The organism is Halobellus inordinatus, from assembly GCF_024464655.1.
Taxonomy (GTDB): domain Archaea; phylum Halobacteriota; class Halobacteria; order Halobacteriales; family Haloferacaceae; genus Haloquadratum; species Haloquadratum inordinatus.
In genome coordinates this window covers 692,934-705,530 of sequence record NZ_JANHAV010000001.1, presented here as the reverse complement: position 1 = coordinate 705,530, position 12,597 = coordinate 692,934, and the positions used below count along the sequence as shown (strand labels likewise).

Here is a 12,597-nt window from a genome sequence, read left to right as displayed (position 1 = left end):
CGGAGAGTTCGTCGGACGGCGACTGGATAATTCACTGATCAGGGGCGGGACGAAGGTCACGCCAACGAAGGTCAACGACGTCACCATCCTCGGTTTCTACAGAGAATATGTGGGAGTCTCTCGGATCACCGGTCTCATGCCCCGCGTCATCCTGGATGACTTCGACGACCGTTCCTTGCAGTCCATGTAGTCGGTCGTGATCTGGATCTGTTTCATCGGGAATGTCGATGCGGACGCGATCTCCTCTCTCAAACCGTCGCATTGTCCTCTGATACAAGCCATAGGAGTGAATTCCCTACCTTCCGACTAGAGATTCGGTTCGCTTCTTCCAGTTCCTTTAGTCGAAGGTAGGCTGTACGCCGATCACAGCCAATTAGATCAGCTACTTCCGTAGTAGAAGCAGTCCCTCCGGACTCTTCGATAGCTTCGACAAATTCCTCATCAGAGTATTCAGTAGTATATCTTCCAGACGATTCATCCCGGTCCCGGTCCGCCATGGGCCGGATTTCTCTATGGATGGCCATAGAACTACTGGTAAACGCACGCCGCCACTAGACGCTCGACTAGTGGTAAAGTTTATACCATTAGACATACGACTAATGGTAGAGGCCCGGTGTGAGACAGGCGTTCTACTTGAAGAACGTCCGGGTGTTGGAGCACCCGAACCGGGTTCTCATTGGCTGCCCGAGAACCCATGACGAAGTCAGAAACACTGCGACAAGTGATTGACGGTGTACAGCTGTTTGAAGACATAAAACAAATATACAGAAATTGTCAGGTCTGTGGGGAGCGTTTGCGGGCGGGTGAGCGGGTGGTTGCGTACGTGTTCCGGCCGTGTCCGCATTCGGTGTGGGTGGCCGGGCAGGTGCGCTGTGTTGACCATCCGCTGTCCCTTGAGTCGATGGTGACGCTGGGCGTTTGTGAAGCGGTTTTGTCGGGTCGTGTTGGGCGATGTGTCGATCAGGCATATCAGAACGAATGGCCGGTGCTGCTTGACCCTGTAATTGAGGGTGTGTCACCGCGTGAGACGACGGCGGCGGTTGGTGTGCCGAGCGTGACGGTCGAAGATGTGACTGAGTGCCCGGTTGCTGAGTCGGCGTTGGAGCGTCGGGCGGTGCTTCGCCGGGCGGAGGTGGCGTAACGATGGTAGACGGCTTCGAGTTTGCTGATCTGCCGGTTGCGGAGGATGATCTGTTGTTCCCGGACGTATTCGTGGCCCTGGAGATCGACTTGTTAGCGCCGGGCGCTGGTGTGGTGACGGATCGGCATCATGCGTCGGCGGATCGGTACGAGCCGGAGGATCCGATGAATCAGATTGAGGGACAGATTTCACCGTTCACGCTGTCGGGGTGGCTGCGGCACGGCTGCGAGGAGGTGCTGCAGATTGCTGGTGCGACGGCGTGTCATCCGGGAGAGTCGGATGGGAATTACCGGCGTGGGGACGTGTACGAGCGTGATCTCGATTCGGGGTATCACGAGAAGGGTAGCTGTACTGAGGAGCACGATGCCGGGTGCGTGGTGTATGACCTGTTCGGTGGGTTCGGTGATCAGCCGGGGAAGTTGTTGCGGCGGCCGGTGTCGTTCTCGCCGATTCGGACGCATGTGGACGTGCTGGATGGTGATGCGGAGGCGCATTACCGGCGGGTGAGTAATCAGCTCCGGTCGCGGAACGAAGCGGATGGTGGGCAGACGCTTCGCCAGTCGGACCGTGATCTGCTGGGGAATGTTGAGGGGACGTGGAAACTCACGCTTCGGGAGGTGAAGCCGGAGTTCGTCGGGCTCCTGCTGGAAGCGGTGTCGTTCTTGGATGCGCATAGTGATGAGTTCGCGTTCCAGATCGGTGGGGCGCGGAACTTCGGGGCGGGGATCGCGGACGCGTGGGTGGTCAACCCGTTATACTCCGAGTCGGAGGTGAAGCGCGTGTTCAATAGGGCGCAGGATGCGACGAGTGAGATGGAGCGGAAAGACGAGGTGTGGGCGTCGGAGTGTCGGCCGAAGTTTGTGCGGGCGTTGCAGGCGCGGCTCGCTGAGCGGGACAGCGATCTTGAAGCGCCGGATCCGGTCAACGGGGGTGAGTCGGTGTGACCGACCCAGGTGACGAGTCGCTGCAGCCGCCGTCGGAGTCGATCCGCCCCTCCGTTGCGAAAGAGGACGGCGCTGGTGAAGCATCGTCGGAGTCGCTGGGCGGCGAGGGTTGCGTGGACCCGATGGTTGCGGTGTATCGGCATGATGTGCATAAGGCGCGGATGCGGTCGCACGAGGACGCTGCGGAGACGTTTCGTGGACTGCCGGTGAATCAGGATGTGCCGTTGGGTGCGGATGGGGATGCGGCGGTGTTGAGTCGGCCGCGAGGGTCGCCGGAGCAGACGGTGGATAATCACAAGTCGTGGCTGCGCGTGTCGCTGCTGACTGGGAACAGCGGGGAGCCGATTGAGCCGGTGGAGGACATCGGCTTGGCGCTGTACGACGTGATCAGCATCAAGGATCCGGAGGAGCTGCACGCGGCGTGGCTTGATGCGGCGGTGCCGGCGTTGTTCTCGGAGTCGCCGTATTACCCGTACACTTCGCTGAAGTACCACACGCTGCTGACGGCTGCGTTGCTGGACAATTACCGGGCTGGGGCAGCGTTTGATGACCTGTTCCTCGCGGTGAGTCGCGGCGACGACGCCGACGTTATTCCGCATCGGACGGTGCTGTCGGTGTCGGGATTCGATCTGCACGTGACGAGTGATCCGGATGGGCGGCCGGCTGCGCGGATTGGTGCTGTGCCGGCGCGGTCGTTCGGGGATGTGTGGGCGCGCCTTCCGGAACTCCCGTTCGATGTGAATCGGGAGCGGCGGTGGCGGGTGTTGGATGCGCAGTTGCGACGCGTGCGGTCGTGGTCGGTGGCGCTGCAGTACATTGAGGAGTACGTGGCCGCGCTCGGACCAGCGGCCAGTGATGGGACTGGCGGCGCGACTGGAGGTGAGTCGCGTGGCGCGTGACTATTGTGCGGGCCGAGATGCGTGTCCTGCCCGCAGTGGAAATGAGGGGGTGGTGGCGTGACGCGAATCCAGCAGGTGCTGTTCGAACTCGACGAGCAGTACTTGGGGTACCCGTATTTCGTCACTGGGAACGCGTTGTTCAACGCGTTGGCGCGTCGTGTTGATGCGGAGACGCGCCGGGCGCTCCAGGTGAGTCACGGTGTGTTCGTGCCCGGTGAGTACGGTGAGTACCCGGACGAAGCGTCGCAGGACGGGTATGCGGGGAAGCTCGGGCAGTCGCTGCCTGAGGTCGAGAGGTATGCGGACTTGTTCGTGTATCGGGATGCGGCGCAGCGGTGGTTGCTGGATTCACGGCCGCGAGATGTGCATAACGTGTTCGACATTCAGATGCATGGTGATCGAGTGGCGTTCGCGTCGACGTGTTGGTTCGGACGGCCGTCGCACACGCATAAGTCGAAGCGGTCGGTGTCGTGGTACGTCCAGTGCTACCTGCACACTGGGCCAGGTGACGATGGTGTGGTCCCGGTTGATGAGGATGTGCTTGACGAACTGCAGGTCGGCGGTGCGCGGAACTACGGGTTTGGCGAGTTGTCGCTCGTCGACACGCAACTCGTGGACTTGGATGCGTTGGATTTCTCCCGGCTGGAGGCAGTGCAGGAGGACGGTGAGGCGTGTCAGCTCGAACTCGTGACGCCGTACGTCCTTGATACTGAGCATCCGAGTGGCGAAGCTCAAGACATCCCGTGGTGGTGGCGTGTCGACATGGACGGGAATCCTCCTGGTTCGACGGGCGGGTTGCGTCGCCGGGAGACGCGGCTCGTTGATGGGTCGGAGTCGTACGCGGTGAGGGCGGTGGACCACGGGCAGGTCGTCGCGTATGCTGGTGATGAGCCCGTGGAGACGGCGCGGAATGGCGTGCTGCGGGTCGGGACGCATTCCCGGTTCGGGTTCGGTGAGTTCCGTGTCCGCCCGCCGGGCGAGGAGCGTGTGCCGGAGCGACGCGCTGCGCGAGCAGGGGGTGAGGCGTAGTGGTGTTGGAGCAGGTGGCGTTCGATATCGAGACGACTGGGTTCGGCGTTGAGGACGAAGTGACGGTGGCCGGGTTCGCGGTGCCGATGGGCGTACAGGTGTTCCTGCAGACTCAGAATCGCCCGGCGCGAAACGTCCAAGCGTCGGTGCAGGAGCAGGTTCCGGTGCACGTGGACGTCTCGACACACACGTCCGAGCAGGAGTTGCTCGCGGCCGTGACGGGGTTCATTGAGGAGCGACTCAGCGGCTCGGACGTGTTACTAGTCGCGTACAACGGAGAACGATGGAACGGCGGGTTCGACGTCCCGTTCCTCCGCACACGGTACGCGAAACTTGACCTGCCGTGGCCGTTCGTGGACATCCCGTACGCGGACGTGATGCCGCTGGTCAGTAATAGATTCAATACGACCGTGGACGGCGACGACAGGCAAGATCTGGGCAGCGCATACAACCTGTTGTGCGATGGTGAGTACCGTTACTTAGATCCGTTCGATGGGAGTGATGCTGCCGTTGCCGCGTTCGGGAACGGCTGGTTCGCGGAGTTAGTACAGCACAATGTTGCGGACGTGCTTCGAACGCGAGAGCTTGGTCGCGTCGCTGAACGGTACTGTAGCAAGTCGGAGTTCCAAGTGAAGTCGCTTACCCCGACCAGAGAGGTGTGACGTGACTCCGACTTATCTCGTCCCAAGATCGGGAGGGCTGCTGAGGAGGCTCAGATCTTCGCGGGAACTGGGTTGACCTTGGTTCCGGTAGCAAAGTTACCTGAAAAACTGCGGATTGAAGCGATACACCACTCCACACCTGGATCGACGACGAGTAATTAATCAACGTGAGTACGACGCATGGCAGAGACTGAGCCACGACGACATGGTGAATCGAGCAGTGAACGAACGGACAGTAGTGGGGCTGATCGGCCGGGGCACTGTGAGTGTCATGAGACAGTTGATCCGGACACGCGTCAGGATGTCTTGGCGGAGTACAAGCATCGATGTCAGTCGTGTGGCCGGCGGGGTCCGGAAGAGGGCGGACTGGCGACGCTGCATGTCCACCACATCGAACGCAACCCTGACGAGATGGGCGAGCACGATATGGAGAACTTGACGTTGCTGTGTCGGCCGTGCCACAGTTGGCTGCATCAGCAGGCGACGCCGGGTGACTCGCCGGTGACGATTACGGAAGCGGATCGGAGCGTCCTCCTCCCGCAGGACGTTGAGGTGTTACAGTACTTAGCGACACATGGACCGACGCGGACCGGTGACATCGCATCTGGGATGACGGCGGACTTGTCGGTGTCGGCGGTCCGGGAGCGACTCTGGGTGCTCATGGGTCTGGATAACCGTGTTGAGTCGCGTGACCGACAGATCGTCGATAAGGATGTCGAGACCGGTGAGTGGGGGCTCGTCGACCAAATCGAGAATTCCGCTCGTGGACACATCCCCGACGATCAGCAACTACTGTTGCAGCGGATGGAGGACGAGCAGGTCCGACGCGCACTCGACCGCGGGTGTGATCGGCGTGCTGTGATGGAAGTTCTCGGAATCTCGCGCCGCTCGACGTTCAACAAGGTGAAGCGAGCGTACGCGTATGACTTTCCGCTCGACGCGTTCAGTCGGGGCGGGCGACCGACTGACGATTCTCGACCAAAGCGGGATACGCAGGCCACGAAGAACGAGTCAGACCAGCAGCAACGGCTCGACGATGTCGCCGATCAAGAGGATGGATCTCTCGGGCGGATTGAAACTTGGGGAACGCCTGAGTCGAACACAGATGAGTCGGGCGTGCATGATGGTGACCTGCGGAACGGGCGATCAGCAGACGACGATGGCCTCAGTGATGAGTTGCGGAGGCATCTGCAGCAAGCAATCGATTCGTTGCAAGAGGCTAATTCAGCGCTCTAACTGACGAATTGGCGGGTAATGATTCGGTATCGGTCGCAGTGGATTGTCCTAGATGCGCGATAGAGGTGATGGTGGCGTCACTTTGATTTTCACGGTGGGTGACTGTAGCGTATGACTCGAAGTATCGAGGCAGAATTAGCGATGATACGGCAGCAACTTGCTGCGCTTCCGGAGGCGGAGGAACCCCCGCCAACTACGCTGCAGGTGCTTGGCCGAAGCACGCAGGAGCGTGACTGGCAGCAGTTTCTTGTTCATTTCCTGATGCCAGGCGCGCCGCATGGTCTCGAACACGCCGTGTTAGAACACGTTTTGGCGGCGTTGTCTGATCGGGACGATCTGAAGTACGCATTTTCTCGATTCGACATCGACGACATCCAGATAGCTCAAGAGGTATCCACGTCGGACGGGATTCCCGATGTCGTTCTGTGGGCATCCGATGAGTGGTTCATCTGCTTGGAATTGAAAGTCCACGCGTCAGAAGGGCAGGACCAGACAGAACGGTACGTCGGCGTCGATTCGTTCGACGGAATCGGGCTTGACAAGTCCGAGGTCCCATCCGACGGCCAGCACTACGTGTTCTTGGCCCCGGAATCCGCGTCATCCCCAGCCGCTGAAGAATTTGTGCATATCTCGTGGGAGTGGCTGGCGGCAGAGCTACAGTCGTTCTTGATTGAGAGCTACGATGAGTACCCGGCGCGAACCACGGCGCAGTTGAGAGACTTTGTCGACACGATTCGGAGTGAACTCACTATGACGGATTATCAAGAGAATCAGCAAGAGAAGGTGGAATTGTACGTCGAGAACTACGGTGTGATCTCAGAGTTGGAGGCGGCGTTTGAGGAGGAATGGTCGGAGTTCGAAGCGACGTGGGGAAGGCGGCTATCGCAGACACTAGCGGGGGCTGAACTTATTGAGGATGCAGATGCGCCGGAGGAGTACGCTGCGGTTCGGGTGCAGATGGAGTCGGGTGACCGTCGGCAGTGGACGTTCCGTCAGGGGAAGTCAGATTGGTCGTGGCTGTTCCCTCGGGAGTGGTGGACGAAGCTAGATGAGAATCGCCCAGTTTCAGATGCGACCAAACCGAATGCGAGGGTTGGGCTGGTTCACCGGCTTGACCGGCATCGGACGGAGGCAGTCCGCGATCACACCTTGATCGTCTCTCTTCGAAATGCACCGTCAGGCCACGATAGCTTCTACAATAACTTCGCAGCGCGATTCAGTGACGCTAATACGGAGATCGCGGAGGCGATTGAAGAGACAAATTTCACGATTACGGGGAACAAGTCGAATCTCCTCCGTGCTGAGTACGACATCAACGTCGATGCCCACGCGGACTTCTTCGACGCGTACGTCGAAGCTTTAGCAGAAGCTGTCCGGGAGATAGCCCTCGAAAACTCTGAGCTGGTCGGAATTATTGACCGCCTGTATGAAACGACAGTGGCGGAAGACGTGACGGTGTGAGCCGTGAGTGATTCGATCAGTCGTTGTTGTGACAGTGGGTCCTATGGGAATCCAATTTGAACGGGGAGAGAGTCAGCTTCGTCGCCCCATGCTAAGTACCGGTACTGCCGGTAGCGTGAACCCTGTCGTGGATCCAGACCAGTGTAGTCGATCACGGGTGACGGCTCTTCGTGGTCTTCTACGTCCTCGTGGTCAGGGTACGTCAGTAGTGCCGCGCGGATGGAAGCGCGTCGATTCGCGTCCACTTGGTCAGGGTCAAGCAGGTACTCGTGAGATTGCAGCACCTCGTATTGAGTCGAGGTGAGGGAGTCCCATGTCGGACGTTCTTGGGTAATCGTGTGACGCACTTCCCGACTTCGCTCTTCGACCTCGCTAACGACCGCTTCGAAGGTATCCCAGTCATCAGCCTCAAACGAAGGTCGCCTATCGATCAACTCGTCAGGAAAACGGAATTCCAGTAATTGACTCTCATAGCCAAGCAGTTGCTGATACCCCTGCGCAGGGTCTGGACGACTATGCGTTCGGAGCGAGACTCCAGCGATAGTTGCGCGTGTGAGAGCTTTGATCTCCGGCCACGTATAGAGGAACCGGGGCTCGATACGGTGGTACGCTCCAGGTTGCGAGTAGCGCGGCTGGGTCTTGTCTTTGAGGTAGACCGCTGAGAACGTAGGGGAGGGCCCGTTTGTCGGCACCCAGAACGCAGTGTACTCGTGTAAGTTCTGTTGACGCTTTGGGAGTGTGGCGAGGGCTTCGACGTCGACGAACACGGTCGAGCCTAAGACGTCCCCGAGCCCGGAAAGGTCAGTGACGACTGGGAGTGCATAGAATGCGAGTCCAGGAAGTGGAGTACGGCCGAGTAGTGTCTTGGCCTGTTGGCCGTTGAACGGGAATTTTACTGCTCTTTGCGGGTGTCCGGGATCGAAGGTGCGATCATCGATTTCGCTGTAGACAGCCTTGTACTGGAGTTCGAGGCGGGACGCTGTACTGAATTCGACATCGTAGCCACCCGTGGCTTCTTCGTGCTGTGTGGGAACGATAGCGACCCCAGCGTCGAAGTCACCCTTGGCTAACTGCTGTTGAGTCGCATTCACGAGCAGTGATGACTCAGAGGGGTAGTCAGTCATATCTCGACCGTGGACTCTTACTGTGATTATTCTTCGGCTGAAACGATAGGAATAGTCTTGCCACGAATTTCAGTTGCCTTTGTCGGCCGAAACGACAAGGCTTAGACTTTGAGTAGATGGTCGTAGACACGTTCAGTCGTCTGAATACTGCGATGACGGAGTCGATTGCGGACATCGTACAACGTGTTTCCGTCTTCTTCGTTCATCATTCGATAAGCAACGCCGTGCCGTAGCGCGTGAGGTGTGACGTCGCTTGGATCTCCTCTACTTCCATCAAGTTTGTAGGGTCGAATCCCAGCCTCCTCAGCGATCTTGTGAAGCATGTTCCTCACGCCTTGTTCGCTGATGCGCTCCGAAGATCTTGATGGGAAGAGGGCTGGCGTGTCTTTCCATCGGTTGGTGAGATACGCTGAGAGCAGCCGTGTCGTATCGGCGGCGAGTTCGAGGGTCACCGGCGGTGGCGAGTTTTGGTTCGGGTAGTCCTTCTGCAGTTCCGTGGGGAGGTAGAGTTCCGAGTTGTTGTTCCGGAGTAGTTCGACATCAATCTGGACGAGTTCACCTACTCGAAGCCCAGTATCGTACATCGTCGTGACAATCGCTTCATTTCGCTGTTGCAGATAGTCTGCACCAACCGCATAACATGCCGACCGCAGCGATTCGACTTGGTCGGGCGTCACCCACACTTTCGCCCGAACTTGGGAATTTGCGTACTCACTCATTCTGACAAACCCTCTTTATAAACAGCACTGTCCCACAACCACTTGAACTTTGGAGTCCACAAGTAGACTCCAAAGTTCATTAATCAGCCTGGGATCTGGAGACTGATGCAGTTCCTAGAAGCGATGTTCTAGATATTCTTGGGTAAATCAGAGTCCACGGACAAGGGATAATCCTGAAGCACTACTCACATCGATTCGTCGAATGAAGCTACTATCTCCGAAAGAATATCCTCATCAGTGCCACTAACGCTCTCCTTGGGCGCAACGAATAGGGACGTATCGTCAACCTCGGATAATCCTTCAATCACAGTTCGACCGATACGAGACTCTTTTTCTCCCAGAACCACACGCAGTGAGGCTGAAAGTACACTCTCGCAGAGGGACAGGAAAGCATCTTCATCTACCTCACCAATTTTGAACCCTTCTTGGTAGGTCTCTGGGAGCGTGATATCGAGGCGGTGAACGTCGTCTTCAGTATCCCAGAGATCAGCACTAACGAGATAATAGATGTAGTCTTCAGTCTCGCAGAAAGATTCACCGTCGTAGAGATCGACGATAGTTGATGCATTGTCGTCTTGGCGTACAACAACGTACGCGTAGTGAAGAACGACCGCTAATGCAACGGAATCGAACTCGTCGGGCAGATCTTCTTCAACAAAGAACATTAGCGGAGTAATGCATTCGGCGGAACCAGGGGTGTGATCGAGGATTTTGTCAAGGACGGAATCCAGTTGGTTGGAGGATGCTTCACTGAGGGAAACGACGACTCGATGGAATGCGTTTGAATCCACTTCGTGGAGCTCGTAATGGGTTAGTACGCGTTCTACGAACGCACATCGCTTCTCAACTGAAAGTTCGCTCACTATATCGAAATCGACAGCCGATGGGTCTGGTGCCGTGTCCCGGGGGTCGGCATCGCTGTTCTTGAAGTAGAGGAGGCCGAGATCGTTCAACGTGTAGAAAATATCCCACGAGACGATATCTCCATCTTCGTTCCCGGTCGCAAGAACCATGTCTCGTGCTTCGGGTTCCAGTTGGTAGGTGTGGAAGTCACCGTGTCGCTTCGGGACGAAATAATAGGAGTCTGCGCCCTTGTGCTTGTGGAATCCTGGCATCTATCATCTGTATTGGAGAGTCATCACATAAATCCAGAGACCCCGTAATAGGACTCTCAATGTAGGGCAATAATGAAACCCGCAAATCCAATCGACGACTGAGCACACCAGAGGTGGATAAAAAATAGGGTCGGGGGCTCACGAGTTGGTGTCGTAGAGCTCCTTCACATAGGCTCCATCGTGGAGCATGAGCTGGACTTCGTCTCGGGGGTCGTAGTAGTGGTCTTTGCCGTTCAGGATGTAGACCTTTCCAGGTTCCAGTCGAACGTCAGGGTCGTAGACAACGAAGGCCCGGATGTCTCCGTAGTTCATCGACTTGTCCCAGAGGAGCCCTTTCTGGTAGGGCCGATGGCTGTTCAGGTCTTGCTCACAAGTGACCTGAGCGTTGACCAGGACATTGTCTCCTGACCCTGAGAGATCTGCGAGATCAGCGAGTCCCTGCTTTTGCGCCATCTCAGTCACCTCCCTTTCGAGTGATGCTGATCGCTCCGGTGCTCCGGCCTGCCTCGGCGGTCGAACCACACCACGGACAGGTCTCGTTTGTTCGAAGCGGTTCGTGGGGATGACCACACCCCTGACACCGGACTTTTCCTGGAGCGTAAACCCGTGTCTTACTGGCGTACATCACGGTGGTGATGACGCCGTTCTTGCAGGTCATCAGGAGGTCCATCAGCGGGTGGAGTCGAGCCTCGTGGTAATCTTTGTCCGGTGCTTCGACTCGTACACCGCGTTCCCACGCTGTTGCGAGGGGGATGTCTCCGTTGTCGAACCGGTTGCCGTACTCGTCTGCTGCGTGGGACGACACAACTGGACGCTGATGCTGGTCGCTGGTGGTTTTCGTGTTCATTGGTAGAATCCTCTGGTCCGTAGGATGGATCTGAACCTGCCGAAGTGTGCTCAGTCGTACGAACGGTCTCTGAGAATCGCTATCTCGCCGTCGGGTGAGGGGAATACCGGACCGGCAAGCTACACGCTACGCTCCGTGACGATGCTCTGAGCTCAAGTTCACTTCGGCGGGGTGGTAACCGAAGCAAGGCTGCTGCTCAGAACGTTGAATACCCTTGGCAATCCATGGAGTCATCTCCTGACGTCGCTCCACGTAGGGTCAAAGGGCCCGAAGCCCCTTCGTGTAATCCTTCGCGGGCGAGCGCCAAAGGTAACCCTTAGCTGACGAAGTCGAGCCAATCTTCATGACCTGCCATAAGGCAGGTAGAGGGTATCGGGGAAGGCCTCGAATAGAGGCCGGAAAATCGGTATACCCTCGCTGGCTCTCCGAGCCACCTCAGCCGGGAACCCCTCAATAACAGTATTGTCGCAGGACCATACTTAAACCAAAATTAAGCAGGCACCCCTCCTCTGATTCTGGATCCTGTTGATCTCCGGACTGTTCAGCAGCACTGCATTAAAGACCGCTTCCGGTACAGGGTTAATGGATGAGTCAATCGGTGTGGGAAACTGCTACTATTGACGATGCTATCCGGGAGATCACTACGGGTGCCCGGTTAGATTATCGCGCAGGGCCCATACACGAGGACGAAGGGGACGGAGAGCTGCCGCCGGCATGGGGGGTCGATGTGGAATCCTATGCTGTCGGGTACGAACCTGTCGGAGAGACCTCTATTGGGAATGCGTCAGAGCGATACAGCCACTCTAAGTTTTCTCGGTTCCGAACACCGGCAGACCGTCTCGCTGAACACAACGAAGGACGGCATCCGTCAGATGGGACGCTGAGCGCGCGACTTGCTCGGCTCGACAAGAAACGCATCACACAAGCATACTGCTCCCGGCTTGATGTCACTCAGTTCCAGCGAGATGAGGCAGTACGCGCGATGCTCTTGTTGAATCTCGACGACTTTGGACAGAACAAACGGATCGAGAAAGTGGCGTTAACAGTCATCCGGGTCATCGTCAACTACAATCGCTTCGCACATCTGCAGAAGACGGATGCTCAGCGAATTTCGGAGACAAAGGATTTCAAACAGCTCGCTGAATCCGTTGAGCTGGATAAGCGAACAATGCGGCGGCTATCGAGAAGCATCAAGGAGAACCTCAGTGCGGCTGAGTTTTTCGAAAAAGATCTGGAGCGACAAGACCTCCGACAGGCGGAATTCCAGCACCGAAACGAGCGTGACACGCAACGACCTGGCCACACGTGGCCTGGCCATGCCTCTGAATAGGACGTTTGAACAGCCTAGCAATCCTCTCTATCGGTTAATTGTTGTCAGTATCCCTCGAATGAGGGGTTGAATGTCTGACGATGGAACTGA

General features: G+C 57.4%; 14 protein-coding genes. 8 read left to right on the top strand and 6 right to left on the bottom strand.

The features are described from left to right. Positions 1–31: 31 nt before the first annotated feature. On the bottom strand, positions 32–262 hold the full coding sequence (locus tag NO347_RS17340; protein WP_425492335.1) for a DUF8139 family protein: 231 nt from the start codon (positions 260–262) through the stop codon (positions 32–34). Between the two features lie 432 nt (positions 263–694). Between NO347_RS17340 and NO347_RS03605 the strand changes: the two genes are divergently transcribed. From NO347_RS03605 to NO347_RS03575, 7 genes are all read left to right on the top strand, one after another. Then, positions 695–1,141, top strand: coding sequence for a DUF8112 family protein (locus NO347_RS03605; RefSeq protein WP_256288297.1), 447 nt, complete (start codon positions 695–697; stop codon positions 1,139–1,141). Between the two features lie 2 nt (positions 1,142–1,143). Next, positions 1,144–2,085 (top strand): hypothetical protein, encoded by a 942-nt coding sequence (locus NO347_RS03600; protein WP_256288296.1) that lies wholly within the window; start codon positions 1,144–1,146, stop codon positions 2,083–2,085. Positions 2,086–2,207: 122 nt separating this feature from the next. Continuing rightward, positions 2,208–2,984, top strand: a complete 777-nt coding sequence (locus NO347_RS03595) for a DUF8168 family protein (protein WP_256288423.1) — start codon at positions 2,208–2,210, stop codon at positions 2,982–2,984. 57 nt (positions 2,985–3,041) lie between these two features. Further along, positions 3,042–4,013: a hypothetical protein gene (locus NO347_RS03590; RefSeq protein WP_256288295.1), complete on the top strand. Its 972-nt coding sequence runs from the start codon at positions 3,042–3,044 to the stop codon at positions 4,011–4,013. Next, a complete protein-coding gene (locus NO347_RS03585; protein WP_256288294.1) occupies positions 4,013–4,675 on the top strand; it encodes a hypothetical protein in 663 nt (220 codons plus the stop codon). Before NO347_RS03590 ends, NO347_RS03585 begins: the two co-directional genes overlap by 1 nt. Before the next feature lie 180 nt (positions 4,676–4,855). Beyond that, the gene (locus NO347_RS03580; protein WP_256288293.1) at positions 4,856–5,911 is read left to right on the top strand and encodes an HNH endonuclease; all 1,056 of its coding nucleotides are present in this window, start codon (positions 4,856–4,858) and stop codon (positions 5,909–5,911) included. A gap of 111 nt (positions 5,912–6,022) precedes the next feature. Then, a complete protein-coding gene (locus tag NO347_RS03575) occupies positions 6,023–7,372 on the top strand; it encodes a PD-(D/E)XK nuclease family protein (RefSeq protein WP_256288292.1) in 1,350 nt (449 codons plus the stop codon). A gap of 41 nt (positions 7,373–7,413) precedes the next feature. On the opposite strand, the gene NO347_RS03570 is transcribed toward NO347_RS03575, so the two are convergent. From NO347_RS03570 to NO347_RS03550, 5 genes are all read right to left on the bottom strand, one after another. Next, positions 7,414–8,496 (bottom strand): hypothetical protein, encoded by a 1,083-nt coding sequence (locus tag NO347_RS03570; RefSeq protein WP_256288291.1) that lies wholly within the window; start codon positions 8,494–8,496, stop codon positions 7,414–7,416. 101 nt (positions 8,497–8,597) lie between these two features. Next, positions 8,598–9,215, bottom strand: a complete 618-nt coding sequence (locus NO347_RS03565) for a tyrosine-type recombinase/integrase (RefSeq protein ID WP_256288290.1) — start codon at positions 9,213–9,215, stop codon at positions 8,598–8,600. Positions 9,216–9,400: 185 nt separating this feature from the next. Further along, positions 9,401–10,330, bottom strand: a complete 930-nt coding sequence (locus NO347_RS03560) for a hypothetical protein (protein ID WP_256288289.1) — start codon at positions 10,328–10,330, stop codon at positions 9,401–9,403. Between the two features lie 138 nt (positions 10,331–10,468). Next, positions 10,469–10,783: a hypothetical protein gene (locus NO347_RS03555; protein WP_256288288.1), complete on the bottom strand. Its 315-nt coding sequence runs from the start codon at positions 10,781–10,783 to the stop codon at positions 10,469–10,471. 1 nt (position 10,784) lies between these two features. Further along, on the bottom strand, positions 10,785–11,177 hold the full coding sequence (locus tag NO347_RS03550; RefSeq protein ID WP_256288287.1) for a hydrogenase maturation nickel metallochaperone HypA: 393 nt from the start codon (positions 11,175–11,177) through the stop codon (positions 10,785–10,787). Positions 11,178–11,763: 586 nt separating this feature from the next. Between NO347_RS03550 and NO347_RS03545 the strand changes: the two genes are divergently transcribed. Continuing rightward, positions 11,764–12,507: a hypothetical protein gene (locus NO347_RS03545; RefSeq protein WP_256288286.1), complete on the top strand. Its 744-nt coding sequence runs from the start codon at positions 11,764–11,766 to the stop codon at positions 12,505–12,507. The last annotated feature ends 90 nt before the right edge of the window (positions 12,508–12,597 follow it).

Bases quoted from the DNA above. Each gene is read 5' to 3' on its own strand.
- NO347_RS17340 (WP_425492335.1), bottom strand. From the start codon at position 262: ATGCGACGGTTTGAGAGAGGAGATCGCGTCCGCATCGACATTCCCGAT.
- NO347_RS03605 (WP_256288297.1), top strand. From the start codon at position 695: ATGACGAAGTCAGAAACACTGCGACAAGTGATTGACGGTGTACAGCTG.
- NO347_RS03600 (WP_256288296.1), top strand. From the start codon at position 1,144: ATGGTAGACGGCTTCGAGTTTGCTGATCTGCCGGTTGCGGAGGATGAT.
- NO347_RS03595 (WP_256288423.1), top strand. From the start codon at position 2,208: ATGGTTGCGGTGTATCGGCATGATGTGCATAAGGCGCGGATGCGGTCG.
- NO347_RS03580 (WP_256288293.1), top strand. From the start codon at position 4,856: ATGGCAGAGACTGAGCCACGACGACATGGTGAATCGAGCAGTGAACGA.
- NO347_RS03575 (WP_256288292.1), top strand. From the start codon at position 6,023: ATGACTCGAAGTATCGAGGCAGAATTAGCGATGATACGGCAGCAACTT.
- NO347_RS03570 (WP_256288291.1), bottom strand. From the start codon at position 8,496: ATGACTGACTACCCCTCTGAGTCATCACTGCTCGTGAATGCGACTCAA.
- NO347_RS03565 (WP_256288290.1), bottom strand. From the start codon at position 9,215: ATGAGTGAGTACGCAAATTCCCAAGTTCGGGCGAAAGTGTGGGTGACG.
- NO347_RS03560 (WP_256288289.1), bottom strand. From the start codon at position 10,330: ATGCCAGGATTCCACAAGCACAAGGGCGCAGACTCCTATTATTTCGTC.
- NO347_RS03555 (WP_256288288.1), bottom strand. From the start codon at position 10,783: ATGGCGCAAAAGCAGGGACTCGCTGATCTCGCAGATCTCTCAGGGTCA.
- NO347_RS03550 (WP_256288287.1), bottom strand. From the start codon at position 11,177: ATGAACACGAAAACCACCAGCGACCAGCATCAGCGTCCAGTTGTGTCG.
- NO347_RS03545 (WP_256288286.1), top strand. From the start codon at position 11,764: ATGAGTCAATCGGTGTGGGAAACTGCTACTATTGACGATGCTATCCGG.